This window comes from Bradyrhizobium sp. 63_E2_N1_3, from assembly GCF_052076005.1.
GTDB lineage: Bacteria > Pseudomonadota > Alphaproteobacteria > Rhizobiales > Xanthobacteraceae > Bradyrhizobium > Bradyrhizobium barranii.
In genome coordinates, this window is sequence record NZ_CP197235.1 from 1,740,869 (window position 1) to 1,761,225 (window position 20,357).

At 64.5% G+C, this 20,357-nt stretch carries 24 protein-coding genes; 21 read left to right on the plus strand and 3 right to left on the minus strand.

Annotation, left to right across the window (positions count from 1 at the left end; translation table 11 throughout):
• Positions 1–26 precede the first annotated feature (26 nt).
• From fliI to AB7531_RS08115, 3 genes are read right to left on the minus strand one after another with little or no spacing between them, the layout of a single operon-like run.
• On the minus strand, positions 27–1,352 hold the full coding sequence (gene fliI, locus AB7531_RS08105; protein ID WP_063981292.1) for a flagellar protein export ATPase FliI: 1,326 nt from the start codon (positions 1,350–1,352) through the stop codon (positions 27–29).
• 36 nt (positions 1,353–1,388) lie between these two features.
• Positions 1,389–2,117, minus strand: a complete 729-nt coding sequence (gene flgF / locus AB7531_RS08110) for a flagellar basal-body rod protein FlgF (protein WP_063981293.1) — start codon at positions 2,115–2,117, stop codon at positions 1,389–1,391.
• A 3-nt stretch (positions 2,118–2,120) separates the two neighbouring features.
• Positions 2,121–2,921: a DUF1217 domain-containing protein gene (locus tag AB7531_RS08115; RefSeq protein ID WP_063981294.1), complete on the minus strand. Its 801-nt coding sequence runs from the start codon at positions 2,919–2,921 to the stop codon at positions 2,121–2,123.
• Positions 2,922–3,063: 142 nt separating this feature from the next.
• Between AB7531_RS08115 and motA the strand changes: the two genes are divergently transcribed.
• The 21 genes from motA (at position 3,064) to AB7531_RS08220 (ending at position 20,352) form a co-directional block, all read left to right on the plus strand.
• The gene (gene motA, locus AB7531_RS08120; RefSeq protein WP_063981295.1) at positions 3,064–3,960 is read left to right on the plus strand and encodes a flagellar motor stator protein MotA; all 897 of its coding nucleotides are present in this window, start codon (positions 3,064–3,066) and stop codon (positions 3,958–3,960) included.
• A complete protein-coding gene (locus AB7531_RS08125; RefSeq protein ID WP_028153460.1) occupies positions 3,957–4,898 on the plus strand; it encodes a flagellar motor switch protein FliM in 942 nt (313 codons plus the stop codon). The genes motA and AB7531_RS08125 overlap by 4 nt, the downstream gene beginning before the upstream one ends.
• The gene (locus AB7531_RS08130) at positions 4,879–5,193 is read left to right on the plus strand and encodes a hypothetical protein (protein ID WP_063981296.1); all 315 of its coding nucleotides are present in this window, start codon (positions 4,879–4,881) and stop codon (positions 5,191–5,193) included. The genes AB7531_RS08125 and AB7531_RS08130 overlap by 20 nt, the downstream gene beginning before the upstream one ends.
• A gap of 76 nt (positions 5,194–5,269) precedes the next feature.
• On the plus strand, positions 5,270–5,644 hold the full coding sequence (gene fliN, locus AB7531_RS08135) for a flagellar motor switch protein FliN (protein ID WP_063981297.1): 375 nt from the start codon (positions 5,270–5,272) through the stop codon (positions 5,642–5,644).
• A 2-nt stretch (positions 5,645–5,646) separates the two neighbouring features.
• Complete coding sequence (locus AB7531_RS08140; RefSeq protein ID WP_014492656.1) at positions 5,647–6,687, plus strand: flagellar motor switch protein FliG; 1,041 nt, start codon at positions 5,647–5,649, stop codon at positions 6,685–6,687.
• 13 nt (positions 6,688–6,700) lie between these two features.
• Complete coding sequence (gene flhB / locus AB7531_RS08145; RefSeq protein WP_039153365.1) at positions 6,701–7,786, plus strand: flagellar biosynthesis protein FlhB; 1,086 nt, start codon at positions 6,701–6,703, stop codon at positions 7,784–7,786.
• Positions 7,787–7,871: 85 nt separating this feature from the next.
• Positions 7,872–8,252, plus strand: a complete 381-nt coding sequence (flgB, locus tag AB7531_RS08150) for a flagellar basal body rod protein FlgB (protein WP_014492658.1) — start codon at positions 7,872–7,874, stop codon at positions 8,250–8,252.
• A gap of 11 nt (positions 8,253–8,263) precedes the next feature.
• Positions 8,264–8,680, plus strand: coding sequence for a flagellar basal body rod protein FlgC (flgC, locus tag AB7531_RS08155; RefSeq protein WP_014492659.1), 417 nt, complete (start codon positions 8,264–8,266; stop codon positions 8,678–8,680).
• A gap of 2 nt (positions 8,681–8,682) precedes the next feature.
• Positions 8,683–9,012: a flagellar hook-basal body complex protein FliE gene (locus tag AB7531_RS08160; RefSeq protein ID WP_014492660.1), complete on the plus strand. Its 330-nt coding sequence runs from the start codon at positions 8,683–8,685 to the stop codon at positions 9,010–9,012.
• Positions 9,013–9,029: 17 nt separating this feature from the next.
• Complete coding sequence (gene flgG / locus AB7531_RS08165) at positions 9,030–9,818, plus strand: flagellar basal-body rod protein FlgG (protein ID WP_063981298.1); 789 nt, start codon at positions 9,030–9,032, stop codon at positions 9,816–9,818.
• A 35-nt stretch (positions 9,819–9,853) separates the two neighbouring features.
• Positions 9,854–10,309 (plus strand): flagellar basal body P-ring formation chaperone FlgA, encoded by a 456-nt coding sequence (gene flgA / locus AB7531_RS08170; RefSeq protein WP_063986113.1) that lies wholly within the window; start codon positions 9,854–9,856, stop codon positions 10,307–10,309.
• Complete coding sequence (gene flgI, locus AB7531_RS08175) at positions 10,306–11,436, plus strand: flagellar basal body P-ring protein FlgI (protein ID WP_063981299.1); 1,131 nt, start codon at positions 10,306–10,308, stop codon at positions 11,434–11,436. The genes flgA and flgI overlap by 4 nt, the downstream gene beginning before the upstream one ends.
• A gap of 62 nt (positions 11,437–11,498) precedes the next feature.
• A complete protein-coding gene (locus AB7531_RS08180) occupies positions 11,499–12,269 on the plus strand; it encodes a MotE family protein (RefSeq protein ID WP_063981300.1) in 771 nt (256 codons plus the stop codon).
• A complete protein-coding gene (flgH, locus tag AB7531_RS08185) occupies positions 12,270–12,965 on the plus strand; it encodes a flagellar basal body L-ring protein FlgH (protein WP_028153467.1) in 696 nt (231 codons plus the stop codon). It begins immediately after the preceding gene.
• A gap of 42 nt (positions 12,966–13,007) precedes the next feature.
• Complete coding sequence (locus AB7531_RS08190) at positions 13,008–13,451, plus strand: flagellar basal body-associated FliL family protein (RefSeq protein WP_063986114.1); 444 nt, start codon at positions 13,008–13,010, stop codon at positions 13,449–13,451.
• Positions 13,448–14,188, plus strand: a complete 741-nt coding sequence (gene fliP, locus AB7531_RS08195; protein WP_071909955.1) for a flagellar type III secretion system pore protein FliP — start codon at positions 13,448–13,450, stop codon at positions 14,186–14,188. The genes AB7531_RS08190 and fliP overlap by 4 nt, the downstream gene beginning before the upstream one ends.
• 261 nt (positions 14,189–14,449) lie before the next feature.
• On the plus strand, positions 14,450–15,355 hold the full coding sequence (locus AB7531_RS08200) for a flagellin N-terminal helical domain-containing protein (protein ID WP_135216098.1): 906 nt from the start codon (positions 14,450–14,452) through the stop codon (positions 15,353–15,355).
• Between the two features lie 268 nt (positions 15,356–15,623).
• Positions 15,624–16,535 carry a flagellin N-terminal helical domain-containing protein gene (locus AB7531_RS08205; protein WP_063981303.1) on the plus strand — a complete coding sequence of 304 codons (912 nt, stop codon included), beginning with the start codon at positions 15,624–15,626 and terminating at the stop codon, positions 16,533–16,535.
• Between the two features lie 273 nt (positions 16,536–16,808).
• Positions 16,809–17,717 carry a flagellin N-terminal helical domain-containing protein gene (locus AB7531_RS08210; protein ID WP_063981304.1) on the plus strand — a complete coding sequence of 303 codons (909 nt, stop codon included), beginning with the start codon at positions 16,809–16,811 and terminating at the stop codon, positions 17,715–17,717.
• A gap of 308 nt (positions 17,718–18,025) precedes the next feature.
• Complete coding sequence (fliF, locus tag AB7531_RS08215) at positions 18,026–19,654, plus strand: flagellar basal-body MS-ring/collar protein FliF (RefSeq protein WP_063981305.1); 1,629 nt, start codon at positions 18,026–18,028, stop codon at positions 19,652–19,654.
• Positions 19,651–20,352 carry a hypothetical protein gene (locus AB7531_RS08220; RefSeq protein WP_063981306.1) on the plus strand — a complete coding sequence of 234 codons (702 nt, stop codon included), beginning with the start codon at positions 19,651–19,653 and terminating at the stop codon, positions 20,350–20,352. The genes fliF and AB7531_RS08220 overlap by 4 nt, the downstream gene beginning before the upstream one ends.
• Positions 20,353–20,357: the final 5 nt, after the last annotated feature.

Genomic DNA, 20,357 nt, shown 5'->3' on the forward strand with positions numbered 1-20,357 from the left:
ACGACGGGCGCGCCGGCCGCGCCCGGCTAGTCGCCCTTGAGCATGTCTCGCAGCTCGCGGAATGGATCGGCGCTCGGCCCTGCCGAGGCGTCCTGCCGCATGGCGCTGTAGATCTTCGGGACCATGTCGACGGCCTGGTCGAGACCCGAATCACGCCCCGTCTGATATCCGCCCATCAGGCGAAGATCGCGCGTGTCCTCGTATTTGGCGATCATGGTGCGCAGCTTGCTCACCAATTCGCGCTCCTCGGGGTCCCAGACGTTGTGGGCGAGGCGGGAGACCGAGGCCAGAACATCGACGGCGGGATAGCGCGCCTGGTCGGCGATGTGCCTGGAGAGCACGATGTGGCCGTCGAGGGTGCTGCGGATGGTGTCGGCGATCGGCTCGTTGTGATCGTCACCGTCGACCAGCACGGAGAAAATGCCGGTAATCGTCCCGGATCCCTCCTCGCCGGGGCCGGCGCGCTCCAGCAGGCGGGGCAGGTCGGTGAAGACCGTCGGTGCGTAACCGCGGGCGACCGCAGGCTCGCCGGCGGCGAGGGCGACCTCGCGGGCGGCATGGGCGAAACGGGTGATCGAATCGACCACCAGCAGGACCGATTCGCCCCGGTCGCGGAAATATTCGGCGACCGCCATGGCGGTCTTCGGTGCCAGCCGCCGCATCATCGGGCTTTCATCTCCCGTCGATACGATGGTGATGGCGCGGCTGCGGTTGGCGCCGAGCACGTCCTCGATGAATTCGCGCACCTCGCGGCCGCGTTCGCCGACGAGCGCCAGCACGACGGTGTCAAAGCCTTGGCTGCGGGCCAGCATCGCCAGCAGCGTCGATTTGCCGACACCGGAGCCGGCAAAGATGCCGACGCGCTGGCCGGCGCAGATCGGGGCGAACAGGTCGATGACGCGCACGCCGGTGTGCAGCGGCTTGTGGACGCGCGCCCGCTTCATGGCCGCCGGCGCCTCGGCTTCCGCCGAGACGGTGCGCGATCCCGGGGTGAGGGGACCTTGTCCGTCGAGCGGCGCGCCGAGCGCGTTGATGACGCGGCCCTTCCAGCTCGGATCGGGCGCGAAGGACAGTGGCGGCATCCGGTAGGCAACCGAGCCGAGGCCGCCGGCGAACTGCCGGTCGAACGGCTTGGCGATGATGCCCTCGCTGTCGATCCGCACCACCTCGCCGATCTGGGGCTTGCCGCCGGAGTTGACGCCGATCAGTTCACCAAGCCTGACGAAGCGCGACAGGCCGGAGACGCGGAAATGCGTCGGAGCGATCTCGGAGATCGCGCCGCTGACGCTGGCCAGGGGAGTGCTCTGCTGAAGCTCCAGCAGCGCCCACTCGAGTTGCCGAAGAGCGTTCAAGGAAACCGTCCACCCTCAATGCGCATGCAGCGCAGTCTATTTGCCCGGCTCGCCCAGCGTCCGGATTGCGTTCTGGAGCGAGCTCTCGGTGCCCTCGATCATCGAATTGGTGCCGTCGAAGGCGCGCGAAGCCGCGATCAGCTTCGTCAATTCCATCATCGGATTGGCGCTGGAGCCCTCGACATAGCCCTGCTTGAAGCCGTCGCGGGAGAAATCGGCGATGGCGGTCGCGGGCCGGTCCGGCGTGACGCCGGAATTGCCGTAGCGCTCGAGATTGGCATCGGCGGGAATGTTGAACAGGCCGATGGAGCCGATCTCGTTGTTGTCCTGGGTGATCGCGCCGCTGCGGGCGATCGCGATCGGTCCGCCGTTCGGGTCGAGCGTGATCTGCGCGCCGCCGGCATCGATCACGGGGAAGCCGGACACGGTCTGAAGGTCGCCGTTGGGGGCGATCTGGAGGCGGCCGTCGCGCGTATAGACCGTGCCGTTCGGGCCGGCGAAGGCGATCCAGCCCTGTCCAACCACGGCGACGTCGAGCGGGTTGCCGCTCTCGGTGATGCTGCCCATCTCGCGCGAGATGATGTTGTCGCCGGGCGAGGAGAAGGCGACCGGGTTCGCGCCGGCCTTCGACAGCACGGTCTCGAACTTCACGACGTCGGTGCGGAATGCCGCCGTGTTGACGTTGGCGACGTTGTTGGCGATCGTCTGGAGGCGCTTTTCGAGGGCGACCTGCGCCGACAATCCCACATAGAGAGCCGATTGCATGACTTACTTTCCGAACCGGATGGACTGAAGCTTCGTAAGCATGTCGGTATCCAGGCCGGCCATCGACGACGCGCCGCCGATCAGGACCAGCGCGGAGTTGGTCGAGTTGCCATTGTTGATGTCGTTCTGGGCCTGGGTCGCATCCCACATCGCGGCGAAGCGCTGCACGAACTTGGTGACCTTGGCCGGGTCCTGGAAATCGGTGAGGTCGATCTTGCTCGTGATCAACTTGGCCTGGGCGTCGATGTCTGCCGCGCTTATGGTCGACGGCAGGCCGAGCGCGGTCTGGACCACCTGCGTCATCGCCTTGTCGGCGAGGATCTGGTAGGAGGTGCTGATGGTGGAGGCCTTGCGGGTGAAATAGAGCGCCAGCCGCAGACCCTCGTTCTGGTCGCCGGCCTTCTCCTCCATCGTCTGCGTGACGTATTGGGTCGCCGTACCGGTGGTGGCCGCGGCGGCCTGGGTCGCTTTGTCGCCGAGGGCGGCGAAATTGAAGGCGGCGGCGAATTGCCGGTAGCGGGTGTCGGTCAGCTTGTTGGCGAAGCTCTTGGAGTCGGAGACACCCTCGGTCAGCACCTTGCGCATGAACGCCTTGGCATAGGTCATGTCGCTGAGACCAAAGGCCTTCATCGCGTAGGAGTAGAGGCGATAGTCCTTCAGGAAGTCGTCGATCGTCTTCACATTGCCGATATGGCTGAGAAAATAATCGGTGTCGCGGCTGACGTCCGGCTGGGCCGCGACCTGCGTCAGCGATTTGCCCATGTCCTTGGTCAGTCTGGTGTAGTCCGCGATCGTGGATAGCATGGCACGCGCCCCTCTGGCCGCCGTTGCGACTTCGTCTCAAGCTGCCGCCAATTGCTTGCGCGGGGCTGGCGACCACGAAGCCAGCCTCGCGCAAGCGTCGCCGACTAGATATTCCCGATGGGATCGGCGATGGAGTGGCGCGTTGCTCAGTTTCGTGGGGATTTTCATCACGGTAGCGGCACTGCTCGGCGGATTTGCCGCCATGGGCGGGCATCTGGCCGTGCTCATGCAGCCGTGGGAATTCGTGATCATCCTGGGCACCGCGATCGGCACCTTCATCGTCGCCAATCCGTGGAAAACGGTCGTTGATACCGGCGTGGCCTGCATGCAGGCCATCACCGGCGCAGTGCCGAGTGAGCGCTATTACCTCGATCTGCTCGGAGCGCTCCATGCCCTGATGCGGGAGCTCCGGGGCAAAGGCCGCAACGAGGTCGAGGCGCATATCGACGATCCCGCGTCCTCGGAGATCTTCAAGGCGTTCCCGAGCGTCCTCGGGGACCCGCCGTTGCTGCAGTTCATCTGCGACTATGTCCGCCTCATCATCATGGGCAATGCGCGCACGCACGAGATCGAAGCGCTGATGGACGAAGAGATCCACACCATCGTGAAGGCCAAGCTGGCGCCCTACAATTCGATGGTGGTCGTGTCCGAGGCGCTGCCGGCGCTCGGCATCGTCGCCGCCGTGCTCGGCGTCATCAAGGCCATGGGCGCGCTCGACCAGTCGCCGAAGCTCCTTGGCGGCTTCATCGGCGCGGCGCTCGTCGGCACCTTCGCCGGCATCTTCCTGTCCTACGGTGTCCTCTCGCCCTTCGCGATCAAGATCAAGATGACGCGAGAGAAGCGCTGCCGGCCCTACATCATCGTCAAGCAGACGCTGCTGGCGTTCATGAACGGCGCCATGCCGCAGATCGCCGTCGAGCACGGTCGCAAGATGATCGCGAGCGGCGAACGGCCGTCGATCGACGTGGTCGAGAACGAGACGATTGCGGGTCCGAAGGCCGTCGCGACCGAGGCTGAACCGAAGGCTGCCCGCGCATGATGACGGAAGACCTCGACGTCGATCAGCGGAAGCAGCTGCCGAACTACCTGCTGGACGCCGCCGGCATATCGATCGAACGCATGCCGATGCTCAATGTGATCTTCGATCGCATGGCGGCATCGTGCACCGACAGCCTGCAGCCGATGGCCGGAACGCCGTGCTACTTCTCCGTCAACGGCATCACCAACGACCCGCTCGGCGACATCATCAAGGATTACGAGGGCAACGCGGTTGCCGCCGTGCTCTATGCCGAGCAGTGGGACTCGCGCGTCATCATTATGCTGGATCGCGACTTCGTCTTCACCATGGTCGAGGCGATGTTCGGCTCCGACGGCGCCGAACCGCCGCTCGACGTCGAACGCACCTTCTCGAACATCGAGATCCGGCTGGTCCAGGCACTGTTTGAGCGGTTCGCCAAGGCGCTGCAGGGCGCCTTCGCCGGCACCTCCAATGTCACCTTCCGTGTCGAGCGAGTCGAGACGGCGATGGCGTCGCTCGCGATTGGCCGCGCCAGCAATATGTCGATCTGCGCGAACATGATGGTGCAGGCGCTCTATCGCGGCGGCCAGATGTTCCTGATCATTCCGCACTCCGCGCTCAATCCGCTCAGGCAGAAGCTCGCCCACGTCGTCGTCAGCGACGGCCGCGCGGCCGATCCGCGCTGGCGCGAGCAGATGGAGAGCGAGGTTCACCGTACCGAAGTGACGCTGAGCGCGGTGCTCGACGAGAAGATGATTTCCCTCGAGGACGTCGTGCAATTCAAGGTGGGGCAGGTTCTGGAGCTCGAGGCCACGCCGCGCACGCTGGCCCGGCTCGAGAGCAACAACCAGGTGCTGTTCTGGTGTCAGATCGGCCAGCTCGATGGCTATTACGCCATGCAGGTGGCCGATCCCGTCGATCAGAAGCGGGAGTTCGTCGATGATATCCTATCTCGTTGATGCCGTGCTGCTGATCGCGCTGGCGTTCACCAGCATGAGGGTGACCCGGATGCACCGCGAATTGGCGCGGCTGCGCAGTTACCAGGGCGAGTTCTCGACCATCGTCCACGAGACGGCGGGCGCCTTCGACACCGTCATCACCGCCGCGCATGATTCCACCGCAAATCTCGGCCGGCTCGCCAACGTGCTGAGCACGAAGATAGATCAGGCCCACGAGGCGATCGCGGCGCTCGACGCGCGGAGCGGGCTCCAACCGGCCTCAACCGTGAGCGGCGCCGAGGCGAACAAGCATTGAATTCGGGACTTGAAGGACACGTGCGATCGGACCGTCGCGACGCTCCGGGAGCGGAAATACCAAGAGGCGATACCAAATGGCGCAATCTTTCGACTATGAGTCTGCATCGGCATCGGGAGAGACCGATGCGTCTCCGCTGGAGCGGCTGGCGGAGATCGCCGCGCGCACGGCGGAGGAAACCGGCAAATTCGCCAATGTCGATGCCATCCTGCGCATTCCCGTCACGATGCAGGTCGTGCTCGGTTCGGCGACCATTCCGGTCGCGAACCTGATGAAGCTCGGCCGCGGCGCGGTGGTTCCACTCGATCACCGCGTCGGCGAGCCCGTCGACGTCGTGGTCAATGGCCGCGTCGTTGCCCGCGGCGAAGTGGTCGTCGTCGAAGAGGACAATTCCCGCTTCGGCGTCTCGCTCACAGAGATCGTCGGACCGCTGGGGCAGGGTGATACCTGATCATGGCGGCACAGGTCGGCGTCGCTCCTATCAAGCAGCGAGGCGTTGCCACGCTGGGCGGAACGGAAAAGGTCGCGGCACTCCTGCTGGCCATGGGCCGGCAGGCGGCCGCGAGCGTGCTCTCGCAGTTCGAGCCGCAGGATATCCGCATCGTCACCAAGGCCGCGGCCGAGCTGCGGCCGATCACCGCGCAGGAGCTCGAGTCGATCGTCGAGGAGTTCGCTCAGCAGTTCTCGATGGGCGCCAACATTCTCGGCACCATCGGCGGTCTTGAAGCTGTACTCGGCGACGTGCTGCCTGCCGACCAGGTCTCGGCAATCATGTCGGACCTGCTCGGCAATTCGAGCCGGTCGGTGTGGGACCGCGTCTCGTCGGTGTCGGAAAACTCGCTGGCGACGTACCTCTCCAAGGAGCATCCGCAAACCGCGGCGCTGATCCTGTCCAAGGTCAAGCCGTCCTGCGCCGCCAAGGTGATGAGCCAGCTGCCGTCGAGCCTGCGCAATGAGCTGATGCGGCGCGTCCTCAGCCTCAAGCCGATCGTCGACGACGCCATGAAAGTCCTCGAGAAGACGCTGCACGAGGACCTGACGCTCAATTTCGCCCGCAACCTCGGCGCCGACACCTACGCGCGCGTCGCGGACATCATCAACAAGATGGAGCGCGGCCATATCGAGGACATGCTGAAGAGCTTGTCGGAGAAGCGTCCGAAGTCGGCCGAAGTTCTGAAGGAACTGCTGTTCACCTTCGACGACGTGGTCAATTTGACCCCGAAGGCGCGCACCATGATCTTCGACCAGGTGCCGACCGATCGCATCGTTATCGCGCTGAAAGGCACGGACAAGCATTTCCGCGAACTCATCCTGTCCTCCGTTGCCTCGCGCGTCCGCCGCGTCGTCGAGCACGAACTCGCCATCGGCGAGCCGTCGAACCAGCGCGACGTGCTGGAGGCGCGCCGCGTCATCACCGACCTTGCACTCGACCTGGCGGAAAAGGGCGAAATCGAGCTCAACCCCGAGCAGGAGGACGAGCTGGTCTTCCGCTGACCGCTGAACGGGCATGGCAGAAACATCCGATCAGGAGAGCAAGACAGAAGAGCCGACCGAGAAGAAAGTCCGCGATTCGCTCGAACAGGGCAAAATCCCGGTCTCTCGGGAGGCTTCTATCTTCGCCTCGATGGCCGCGCTGATGGTGATCCAGGCGTTCCTGATCGGCCAGGGCGTACAGCAATTGACGCCGACGCTGAAGAGCCTGCTCGACGATCCCGAAGGCTTCCCTCTCAGCAACGGCGCGGACGCGCGCAACCTGCTCACGGTGGTGGGCCTCGAGGCGTTGCGATTCCTGGTGCCGCTGGTCGTCACCCTGGCGGTGTTCGGCCTCGCCGCATCGTTGCTGCAGAATGCGCCGCGCCTGGTGCTGGAGCGCATCAAGCCGCAGCTGTCGCGAATCTCGCCGATCAGCGGCTGGAGCCGGCTGTTCGGAACGCAGGGCCTCGTCGAATTCGCCAAGTCGCTGTTCAAGCTCGTCTCGGTGACGGTCGTCGTCGTGTTCGTGCTGCGCTCGTCCGAAGCCAGGGCGTTCGAGGCGATGTACACGGATCCGGTCGCGCTGCCGGAGATGATTCTCAACATCGCGATGCGGATCGTCTCGGCGATCTGCATCGCCACCATCGTCCTGGTCGCGATCGATCTCGCCTGGGCGCGCTTCCACTGGCGGCGCGAGCTGCGCATGACCAAGCAGGAGATCAAGGACGAGCACAAGCAGGCGGAAGGCGATCCCCTGATCAAGGCGCGCCTGCGCTCGCTGGCGCGCGACCGTTCGCGCCAACGCATGATCGCATCCGCCTCGCGCGCGACGCTGGTGATCGCCAACCCGACACACTTCGCGATCGCGCTGCGCTACAAGCGCGAGGAAAACGCAGCGCCCATGGTCGTCGCCAAGGGCATGGACGTGATCGCGCTGAAGATCCGCGAAGTCGCGGAGCAGAACCGGATCCCGGTGATCGAGAACAAGGCGCTGGCGCGCGCGCTCTATGAGGCGGTTCAGGTCGACCAGGTGATTCCGGCGGAATTCTTCCGGCCGGTCGCCGAGATCATCTACTTCCTGCAGTCCAAGCAGGCGCCGCGGACCGAGAAGGTTCAGTAGATTTCCGAGCATAGCGTCGGCTGCATCAGCCTGACGAAAGCTTGCGGCCCTAAACTTAATCTTAAGAAATCAGCATGGGGCCGTCGTGGGACCGCTTTATCTCTTCGAACTCGCATCGTCGCAGGCGCGGTACCTCGAGCTCCGCCAGTCGACCATCGCGACCAACGTCGCCAACGCCAATACGCCGGGCTTCAAGGCGCGCGACGTCGAGCCCTTCAACAAGGTGCTCGACGCCACGCCGGTCAGGCTCGCGACGACGTCACCCTCGCACATGCAATTGTCCGCGGCCGAGACCGATACGCGGAAGACCGCGAAGAAGGACAGCTGGGAAGTGGTTCACTCCGGCAACTCCGTCAGCCTCGAGCAGGAAATGATCAAGGGCAGCGACGTCAGTCGCGACTACTCGATGAACTCGGCGGTCGTGCGGTCGTTCCACCGCATGCTGCTGTCGAGCGCGAAGAGCTGAGGTGAATTGACATGCTGGACTCACTGCAAGCGTCATTGACGGTCGCGAGCTCCGGGCTCGAAGCGCAGTCGACGCGCATGCGCATCGTTTCGGAAAACCTTGCCAATGCGACCTCGACGGGGCGCACGGCCGGCGCCGATCCGTATCAGCGCAAGACCATCACTTTCGATGCCGCCATGGACCGCGCCTCGGGCGCGCAGCTTGCGAAGGTCAAGGAGATCGGGGTCGACACCACGCCGTATCGCGTGGAGTACGAGCCGGGACATCCCGCCGCCGACAAGGCCGGTTACGTCAAGCTGCCGAACGTCAACATGATGATCGAGATGGCCGACATGCGGGAAGTCAACCGGTCCTATGAAGCCAATCTCCAGGTCGTGAAACAGGTGCGGTCGATGCTGGGCATGACCATCGACCTGCTGAGGAGCTGACAATGCTTGAGGCAATTTCATCCACCGCGATTTCCGCCGGGCAAGCGGCGAGCCGCGCGACCGAGACGCAGGCCATCGCGCCGGCGGCGCCGACCGCCATTCAGTCCACCGACGATGTCGGATTCGAATCGGTGATGAAGCAGGTGACGACGGACGCGATCGGGACGCTGAAGGCGGGCGAAGCGGCGTCGATCTCGGCGATGCAGGGTAAGGAATCGACCCGGAAGGTCGTGGAGGCGCTGATGTCGGCCGAGCAGGCCTTGCAGACCGCGGTCGCGGTTCGCGACAAGGTCGTGCAGGCCTACCAAGAAGTCGTCCGGATGTCGATTTGATCTGAGGGAATGAAGCTGTGAAATCGCTCGCCATTGCGGCCACGGGCATGAACGCCCAGCAGACCAACATCGAAGTCATCGCGAACAACATCGCCAACATCAATTCGACGTCGTACAAGCGTGCGCGCGCGGAATTCACCGATCTGTTCTACCAGATGGACCGCATGCAGGGCGTCGCGAACGTCAATGGCTCCTCGCCGATCCCGGAAGGCTCCAATCTCGGTCTCGGCGTCAAGTCGACGGCCATCCGCAAGCTGCACATCCAGGGCGCGCTCACGCAGACCGGCAACCCCTACGACCTCGCGATCAACGGTCGCGGCTGGTTTCAGGTGCTCGGCCCGAACAACGAGGTGCAATACACGCGCGCCGGCTCGTTCAGCCCCAACGCCAACGGCCAGCTCGTCACCACCGACGGCTATCTGCTGGATCCCGCAATCACGATACCGCAGGGAACGGTTCAGGTCGTCGTCAACCAGACCGGACAGGTGTTTGCCAAGCTGGATACGGAAGTGAACCCGCGGCAGATCGGCCAGCTCAACCTCGCCAATTTCGCCAACGAAGCGGGCCTCGAGCCGCTCGGCAGCAACCTCTATCGCGAGACCACGGCGTCCGGCACGCCGGTCGTCGGGCTGCCGGGCGATTCCGGGTACGGCAAGATCAATCAGCAATATCTCGAAGCCTCGAACGTCGACCCGGTCAAGGAAATCACCGAGTTGATCTCGGCGCAGCGCGCCTACGAAATGAACGCCAAGGTCATCCAGGCCTCGGATGAAATGGCCCAGACGGTCTCGAAGGGCATGCGCTAGTTCCGGTGTTCTCGATGTCGAACAGGGTGGGCTTGATGGTGCGCGGGTTGGCCGCCGTGCTGCTGGTTCTCGTCTCGGCGCGCCTCGCTGCGGCCGAGGAGAAGCGGCTTCCCGTGCCGGCCGTGTCGATCCGCGCCGGCGAGCTGATCCGGGACGACATGATCACGGAACGTGCCTTCGCGCCGAATGTGCTCGGCGTTGCCATGTTCATCGAAGGACGCCAGATCCTGGTCGGACGCATGGCACGGCGCGCGCTGCTGCCGGGCCAGCCGATTCCGACCAATTCGGTGGAGGATCCCTGGACGATTGCCCGCGGCGCCATGGTCAAGGTCGTGGTGGAAGACAGCGGCCTGTCGATCGTCACCTACGGCGCGGCGATGCAGTCGGGCGCGACCGGCGCGCTCATCCCGGTGCGAAACACCGACACCGGCGTGATCATCAGAGGCGTCGTCCAGCCGGACGGCACCGTCAAGGTCGTGGATGGATCATGACCAGATTCCTGCTTGCGCTCATCCTGCTCGTTTCCGCCGCCAGCGCCCAGGCGGCCGTCCGCATCAAGGACATCGCGGACATCAAGGGATTGCGCGAAAACCAGATCGTCGGTTACGGCCTCGTCATCGGCCTGAACGGCACCGGCGACACGCTCCGCAACGCTCCGTTCACGGAGCAGTCCCTGCAATCGATGCTCGAGAACATGGGCATCAACGTCAGGAACGAAACCACGAGCACCAACAATCCCCCGCGTCCGACGACGCTGCGCACACGCAACGTCGCTGCCGTCATGGTGACCGCGGATTTGGCGCCCTCGATCGGGGCGGGCGAGCGCATGGACGTGACCGTATCGTCGCTCGGCGATGCGACCTCGCTGCTCGGCGGCACGCTGGTGATGACGTCGCTGCGGGCGGCGGACGGCGCGGTCTATGCGGTGGCGCAAGGCGCGGTCACGGTCGCCGGTTACAGTGTGGGAGGGCAGGCACAGAACGTCAGCCAGGGCACGCCGACGGCGGGCCGCATCCCGAACGGTGCGCTGGTCGAGCGCGAGGTGCAGGGAAGCCTCCACGAGATGGAGTTCCTGGTGCTGGAGCTCAAGAACCCTGATTTCGTCACCGCGACACGCATTCTCGACGCCATCAACGGTTACGCCGGTGGCCGCTACCGCGCGCAGATCGCCTTCGAGCGCGACTACCGCACCATCGTGCTGTCGAAGCCGCGCCATATCGGCCCCGTCCGCTTCCTCGCCGAAATCGGCGAGTTGACGGTCGAGCCGGACACGCCGGCGCGAGTGGTGATCAACGAGCGGACCGGTACGGTGGTGATCGGGCGCGACGTGCGCATATCGACCGTCGCCGTGACGCATGGCAACCTGACGGTTCGTGTCACCGAGCTTCCCGTGGTGTCGCAGCCGGCGCCGTTCTCGCGAGGGCAGACGGTGGTCGTTCCCCAGACGGTGGTCGAGGCCAACGAGGCCGGATCGCAGGTGGCGATCCTGAGCGGCGTCGACCTCCAGCGCCTGGTGCGCGGGCTGAACCAGATCGGCTTGAAGCCGTCGGGCATCATCGCGATCCTCCAGGCGATCAAAACGGCCGGCGCACTCCAGGCCGACGTGATCGTGCAATGATGCACAAGCGTCGTGCAAGCTTGGTCGCTCAATGCTCAGGTCTCGACCGAGAATCGCACCCGATGCTGAAGCTGGATCACAAAGCCAAACTCCTCCTCCTGGTCGCGGCCTGCGCGCTCGGATGCGCTTCGCCCGTTCTGGCGCTGGATGAGGCCAAGCCGTCGAAGCCGCTCAACCTGCTGTCGTTCGCGCGTGCCCGCGCGCCCGGACCGCAGAAGCCGTATCCGGCGGCCTCGTCGATACCGGGCGACAATGCGTCGTTCCGGGCGACGGCGTGGGCCGCCGAAGATTCCGGACCTGCGATCACGGGGGCCGTGCCGGCTCCCGAGAAGCCCGCGCCAGCGCCCGCAGTCGCGCCCGCGCGCCCGGCCAAGCCGGGCAGCGTCACGGCGCCGCCGAAGCCCGCACCGGCACAGGCTGCCGTACCTGCGGACAATGAGGTCGCCCTGTTCTGCAGCAATGTCGCCGACCCCGCCGTCGATGCGCGGCTGGCCTGGCAGCTCAGGGAGCTGGAGAAGGCCGAGACCCAGCTCCGGGAGCGGATCGCCGAGGTCGAGGCCAAGCGCGCCGAATACGAGAAGTGGATGGCGCTGCGTGACGACTTCCTGAAGAAGGCCGAAGCCAGCGTCGTCGAGATCTATTCGCGCATGAAGCCGGATGCCGCGGCGACCCAGATCGCCGGGATGGCGGACGAGACCGCCGCCGCCGTGCTTGCAAAACTCAGTCCGAGGAGCTCGAGCGCGATCTTCAACGAGATGGAGACGGCACGCGCGGCGCACCTTGCCGATCTGCTCGGCGGAATGCGTCGCGTGGATGACGGAAAGACCAAATAGATGAAGAATCTGATCCTCATCCTGCCGCTCCTGATGCTGACCGGGTGCATCGGCGATCCCGCGGAAGTGCTGACCGGTCCGCGACTGTCGCCGGTCGGCACCGGCCTGAGGACACAGGCCGATCCGATTCCGGTGACGCCCCGCATGCGTACGCCCGTCAGCTATCGCTCGACCTGGGACGACGGCACGGATCTCTATCGCGATCCCCGTGCCCGGCGCACCGGCGACGTCGTGACCGTCATCATCTCGATGCAGGACAAGGCCAAGCTCGACAACAAGACCGATCGTTCGCGCGATTCGCAAATCAAGTTCGGGCTGGATTGGCTGATGGACGTCGCCGGATGGCAGGACAAGGGCTCGACCAGCGCCAATCTGAACACCAACACCCAGATCAAGGGGAACGGTCAGATCGATCGTACCGAAGACATCAAGCTGTCGATTGCCGCCATCGTCACCGACGTGTTGCCCAACGGCAATATGATGATCAGCGGCTCGCAGGAGTTCAAGGTCAATACCGAGATGCGCGTGCTCAACGTCGGCGGCATCGTGCGTCCGCGCGATATCTCGCGCACCAACACGATCTCCTACGAGAAGATCGCTGAGGCACGCGTGGCGTATGGCGGTCGCGGAAATCTGTCTGACGTGCAGCAGCCTGGATGGGGACATCGGATCTATGACGCCGTGGCACCATTCTGAGAATCGCGCCGACCGCGCCGCGCCGCGAGGGCAGGGGACGTGATGCGCCTGATTGCGGCCATTGTGGTGCTGACCCTGATCGCGATCGGTGCGGGCGCGGTTGCCGGCCTGCAGCTGTTCGCGGCCGCGGAGCGCGCCGCCGACGCGAAGAAGAGCGCCACGCCGCCGCCCCTTGCCACGAGCTACGCCGGCAGCGCACGGCTGAGAAAGCTGTCCCCGATCGTGACCAATCTCGCCGCGCCGGCCAACAACTGGGCCCGTGTCGAAGCCTCCATGGTGACCGATAGCATGAGCGACGAGGATGCCGGCATCCTGGCCGCCCATATCAGCGAGGACATCGTGACCTATCTGCGGTCGGCATCGGTTGGCCAGTTCGAGGGATCGCGCGGGCTTCAGCATCTCCGCGACGACCTGACGGAGCGGGCCAATATCCGCTCGTCGGGCAAGATCCGCGAATTGATCATTGAGACCTTGGTGATTCAGTGAGAGTGAGAGTCCTGCTGCTCGCGTTGGTTCTGGTCGTGCTGCCCGAGGTGGCGCTGGCCCAGATTCCGGACCTCAACTCGCTGCTGCCGCCGGGCAACGGCTCGACCAGCGGCCGCATCATCCAGCTGATGGCGGTGATCACGGTGATGTCGGTGGCGCCGGGGCTGCTGATCATGGTGACGAGCTTCACGCGATTTGCGGTGGCGCTGTCGTTCCTGCGCTCCGGTCTCGGCCTTCAGACCACGCCGGCCAATCTGGTGCTGATCAGCCTCGCGCTGTTCATGACCTTCTACGTGATGGCGCCGACCTTCGACCGCGCCTGGGAAACCGGCGTCCAGCCGCTGATGAAGAACGAGATCTCGGAGGAAGAGGCCTATCTGAAGATCACCGATCCGTTCCGCGAGTTCATGCTGGCCCATGTCCGCGACAAGGATCTCCAGACCTTCGAGGCACTCGCCGCGGAGAGCTTCCGCAAGAAGTTCGACGACAAGCGCATCGACATGCGCGTCATCATTCCGGCCTTCATGATCTCCGAGCTCAGGCGTTCGTTCGAGATCGGATTCCTCATCATCCTGCCGTTCCTGGTCATCGACATGATCGTGGCGACGCTGACAATGTCGATGGGCATGATGATGATGCCGCCGACGATCATCGCGCTGCCGTTCAAGATGCTGTTCTTCGTGTTGATCGACGGCTGGAACCTGCTGGCCTCCGGATTGGTGCGGTCGTTCTCGTAGCGACCGCGATCGCCGGCCGGTTATGGTTAGCGAAAAGTGCCGGTCTATGGTTAGCAGAGGGTAATGTTAACTATATGATATTACAGCGAAATTCAAGCCGATCTTAATCTCGGCGCAAGATTCGACGTGCTAGCAATGCGGCACGGCGGGTTGGACCCCACCCACATCAGTCCAAAGGCATGATGCCGCCCCTCCGTACCGGTGAAAGCCCGGTATGTCCCCTCGTGAAAATGTAACGCGTACATCAAAGGGACATTCGCAATGTCAAGCCTGCTTACGAACTCGACCGCCATGACCGCGCTCCAGACCCTGCGGTCTGTCAGCTCGCAACTCTCCACCACGCAGAACCGGATCTCGACCGGCCAGCGCGTGGCCACCGCTTCCGACAACGCCGCCTACTGGTCGATCGCAACGTCGATGCGCGCCGACAACGCCGCGCTCTCCGCCGTCTCCGACTCGCTCGGTCTGTCGGCTGCGACGGTCGACACCGAATATACCGCTCTGACCACGGTTATCGGCAACAAGGACTCCGGCCTGACCAAGCTGCAGGCGCTGCTGGTCGAAGCCAAGACCGCTGGTATCGACCGCACCAAGATCCAGGCGGACGTCACCCAGATCCAGCAGCAGATGAAGGCGACAGCCAATGCGGCGACCTTCAACGGCGTGAACTGGCTGAGCACGACCGCCACCACCCCGGCGACCGTGAACCTGGTGTCGTCGTTCTCCCGAGTCGGCAGCACGCCGACCACGGGCTCGATCACCCTGACCACCGCCAACTACTCGCTCTACACCGCGACCCAGGGCGGCTTCCTGGACAAGGTGAGCGGCGCGGCGTCGATCGACACGCTCAGCATCTCCGCGCTGACCGACTCCGCGGCTGACCAGACCACGCTCGACGGCTATATCACGCAGGTCACCGCTGCGATCAACTCGGTGGCTTCGGCCGCCGCCGACCTCGGCGCCGTCAAGACCCGTATCTCGACCAACACGGACTTCGTGAAGTCGCTGATGGACTCGGTTGATCGCGGTATCGGCCAGCTCGTCGACGCCGACATGAACCAGGAGTCCACCCGCCTGGCGGCCCTCCAGGTCCAGCAGCAGCTCGGCGTGCAGGCGCTCTCGATCGCCAACAACAGCAGCCAGAGCATCCTGTCGCTGTTCCGCTAAGCCTTAGACCATCTGGGGAGGGCCGCGCTTCTCGCGAAGCGCGGCCCTTTCGTTTGGTGTGTTGCCGCGCGCACGCCGCAAATTCGGCTGCCCTGTTGCAGTCCGGGCACAGAGCCACAAGCCTCGCACAAGCTTCGCGCGCTATCGTCGCCGCTACGACAGGTTGGGCCTGCTTTTTCGCCGCCCAAAGGCATGACGCCGCCCTGTCGTACCGGTGCAAGCCCGGTATGTCCCCAAAAACAGTTCAATCTTCAAAGGGACATCAAAAATGGGTTCAAGTCTGCTCACCAACTCGTCTGCAATGACTGCGCTGCAGACCCTCCGCAATGTCAGCTCGCAGCTCGCGACCACGCAGAACCGGATCTCGACCGGCCAGCGCGTGGCCACTGCTTCCGACAACGCCGCCTACTGGTCGATCGCAACGTCGATGCGCGCCGACAACGCCGCGCTCTCCGCCGTCTCCGACTCGCTCGGTCTGTCGGCTGCGACGGTCGACACCGAATACACCGCTCTGACCGCGGTTGTCGGCGACAAGACCGGCGGCCTGACCAAGCTCCAGGCGCTGCTGGTCGAAGCCAAGACCGCTGGTATCGACCGCACCAAGATCCAGGCCGACATCACCCAGATCCAGCAGCAGATGAAGGGTACCGCCAATGCGGCGACCTTCAACGGCGTGAACTGGCTGAGCACGACCGCGACCACGCCGGCGACCTTCAACCTGGTGTCGTCGTTCTCGCGCGTCGGCGGCACGCCGACGATCGGGTCCATCACCCTGACGATCGCCAACTACTCGCTCTACACCGCGACCCAGGGCGGCATCCTGGACAAGGTGAGCGGCGCTGCATCGATCGACACGATCAGCATCGCGGCGCTGACCGACTCGACGGCTGACATGACCACGCTCGATGGCTACATCGCGCAGGTCACGGCCGGGATCAACTCGGTGGCCTCGGCCGCCGCCGACCTCGGCGCCGTCAAGAACCGCATCTCGACCAACACGGAATTCGTCAAGACCCTGATGGACTCGGTGGACCGCGGTGTTGGTCAGCTCGTCGACGCCGACATGAATGCGGAATCGACCCGCCTTCAGGCCCTGCAGACCCAGCAGCAGCTCGGCGTTCAGGCGCTCTCGATCGCCAACCAGAACAGCCAGAGCATCCTGTCGCTGTTCCGCGGCTAAGCCTCAAAACCATCCGGGAAGGCCGCGCTTCTCGCGAAGCGCGGCCTTTTTATTTGGCGTACGCTCGTCACGCGTCGTGACCTCCTGGCTCACCGTGTTGCGGTCCAGCCACGTCGCCACAAGCCTCGCACAAACTTCGCGCGCTATCGTCGCCGCTACGACAGGTTGGGCCCGCTCTTCGGCCGCCCAAAGGCATGATGCCGCCCCGCCGTACCGGTGCAAGCCCGGTATGTCCCCAAAATCAATTCAATCCGTTTCAAAGGGACGTCAAGAATGGCCTCGAGCCTGCTTACCAACTCCGCTGCAATGACCGCGCTCCAGACACTCCGGAGCGTCAGCTCGCAGCTCGCGACCACGCAGAACCGGATCTCGACCGGCCAGCGCGTGGCCACCGCTTCCGACAACGCCGCCTACTGGTCGATCGCGACGTCGATGCGCGCCGACAACGCCGCGCTCTCCGCCGTCTCCGACTCGCTCGGTCTGTCGGCTGCGACCGTCGACACCGAATACACCGCTCTGACCGCGGTTGTCGGCGACAAGACCGGCGGCCTGACCAAGCTGCAGGCGCTGCTGGTCGAAGCCAAGACCGCTGGTATCGACCGCACCAAGATCCAGGCCGACATCACCCAGATCCAGCAGCAGATGAAGGGTACCGCCGATGCGGCAACCTTCAACGGCGTGAACTGGCTGAGCACGACCGCCGCCACTCCGGCGACCTTCAACCTGGTGTCGTCGTTCTCGCGCGTCGGCGGCACGCCGACGATCGGGTCCATCACCCTGACGATTGCCAACTACTCGCTCTATACCGCGACCCAGACCGGTATCCTGGACAAGGTGAGCGGCCCGGCGTCGGTCAACACGATCAACATCTCCGCGCTGACCGACTCGACGGCTGACCAGACCACGCTCGATGGCTACATCACGCAGCTCACCACTGCGATCAACTCGGTGTCCTCGGCCGCCGCCGACCTCGGCGCCGTCAAGAACCGCATCTCGACCAACACGGAGTTCGTCAAGACCCTGATGGACTCGGTGGATCGCGGTGTCGGTCAGCTCGTCGACGCCGACATGAATGCGGAATCGACCCGCCTCCAGGCCCTTCAGACCCAGCAGCAGCTCGGCGTTCAGGCGCTCTCGATCGCCAACCAGAACAGCCAGAGCATCCTGTCGCTGTTCAAGTAAGCTTCGGCTTTGGAAACAACCGTGCTCCCCCGGGAGCACGGTCCCTGCCATGACCGGCGGGTGTGGCGGCACAAGATGTGCCCGTAATGGAAGTTCTTCCGACGCCAGACGTCATGCAACACGCCGCAGCCGATTGCGCTGCCATGCGCTCGTGCGCCTGCTTGTTGCTGCTGAGTTGATCGCGTCGTCCAGGATTCTTGTAAAATTGCAACGCCTCGCCCGCGAACCGACACATTCGTCTCCTTGCGCAACCTTCAGACAAGGTTGGCAGCGGAGTGTCCCATACGTTCGCATTGGTACGAGGTCACATGCTGCTCAGTCGTGCGCAGGTACAGCAACTGCTCAACAATCTGCTGGAGCTTGGGCCGCGGCGCCTGATGGCCTTGGGACTGATCGGCTTTGCCGTTCTCGTCACCGTCGTCGGCGGCGCCTATTATCTGAGCCGGCCTGAGTTCGAAACGCTCTATACAGGCCTGAATCGCGAAGACGTGACGCGCATCGGCGCCGCGCTGCGCGAGCAGAATATCACATTCGACGTCAATACGGCCGGCGACGCCATCTCGGTGCGCCCGAGCCAGACCATGCAGGCGCGGATGCTGCTTGCCGAGAAGGGGCTGCCGACCAGCGCCAATTCCGGCTACGAGCTGTTCGACAAGATCGGCTCGCTCGGCCTTACCTCGTTCATGCAGGAGGTCACCAAGCTCCGGGCGCTCGAAGGCGAGATCGCGCGCACCGTGCAGTTGATGAAGGGCGTCAAGGCGGCGCGGGTGCATATCGTGATGCCGGTGCGCGGCTCGTTCCGGGCGACGCAGCAGCCGCCTTCGGCGTCGGTCGTACTGCGCACCGACGGCGCGATCGAGGCGCGCACGGCGCAGTCGATCCGCCACCTCGTCGCGGCGGCCATTCCCGGCATGAGCCGCGACAAGGTGACGGTGCTGGATGCCGATGGTTCGATGCTGCTCGCCGAAGAGGACGAAGCCAGCGCGGCCCCGACCAAGATGGCGAGCCTCCAGAAGACGGTCGGCGGGATGGTGCAGGAGAACATCCGCAAGGCGTTGACGCCATATCTCGGTCTGGACAATTTCGAGGTGAGCGTCGCGCCGCAGCTCTCCACCGACAAGCGGCAGACCAACGAGACGGTCTACGACCCGGAGAGCCGCGCCGAGCGTTCGGTCCGGAACGTGCGCGAGAAGGAATCGTCGCAGAATGCGGACCGTTCGACGCCGACCACGGTGCAGCAGAACCTGCCGGACCAGCAGGTGAATAGCGGCGGCACGAAGAATTCCAGCGAGGACAAGACCCGCCGCGAGGACGTCACCAATTTCGAGGTGTCGTCCAAGACAACGACGACGGTGAGCGACGGCTATTTGGTCAAGAAGCTCTTCATCGCCGTGCTGGTCAACCGCGCGCGGCTTGTCGCCGATCTCGGCGACAAGAGCAATCAGGCGATCGTCGACAGCAAGCTCGCCGAGATCAGCCAGCTCGCGGCGACGGCAGGCGGACTGGACAAGCAGCGCGGCGACCAGATCCAGGTGACGGCCGTCGACTTCATCGAAGGCTCGCGCGAACTGGCGCCGGTGCCGCCGATCAGCTTCGTCGAGATGATCAACAAGCAGCTCGGCAGCGTCATCAACGCGGTCACCATCCTGGCCGTTGCCTCGATGCTGGTCTGGTTCGGCCTTCGCCCCGCGGTCAACGGCATTCTGACGCATCGCGCAGCGCAGGAGCAGACCGAGGCGGCCGAGGCCGCCGAGCTTGAAGCTGCAACAGCCCTTGCACTGGCCGACAGTCAGGACCCCGAGCTCAACCTCGTCGAGGATCTCGAAGGCAAGATGCAGCGGACGCCGCAGAAGCGGCTGGAGCAGATCGTCCGGCTCGATCAGATGCAGGCGGCAGCAATCCTTAAAGACTGGATGCGACGCGAGGAGGCAGCATGAACGCGGCTATCGGAAAACTCCTGACGCAGTTCGACGCGAATGGGCGGGCCAAGTCTCCGCCGCCGCCTCCGCCCCCCAAGATCCAGGATGTGCTGACAAGGCCGATGGAGGTGCGGCGCGAGCCTCAGCCTCAGCCGCCGCGTCAGGTCCAATCGCAGCCGCAGCTTCAATCGCCGCTTCCGGCGCCCGAGGCGGAAGCTCCGTCGGCCAATCTTCTCGAAGATGCCTATCGTCGCGGTCACGCCGCCGGTGTCGCGGAAGGCGATGCTAGGGTCGCCGAGGAGCGCGTTCGCAGCGCGATCCGGCTCGGCGAGGAGCGGGCCAAATGGTCCGACCAGCAGGCGGCCACGATCGTGGGCGGCTTCGAGACGGCCTGCCGCGAGATCGAAACCAACATCGCAAGCTCGGTTGCGCGGATATTGCTGCCTTTCCTCGCCGACGCCGTCCGTGACAAGGCGATCGGATCGCTGGTCGAGCAGATCGCAACGCTGACCGGCAATTCGCCGGTGCCGGTGTTCAAGATCACCGGCCCGGGCGAATTGCTCGATCTGGTGCGCTCGCAGCTCCAGACGGCCCGGCGAACCGGGATTGAATACGAAGCCGCCGAGACTTTCGAGGTCCGCGTCGTCGCAGACCAGACCGTGATCGAGACGCAGATTGCGGCGTGGAGCGAACGTCTGAACGAGGCGCGCCGGTAGTCCGC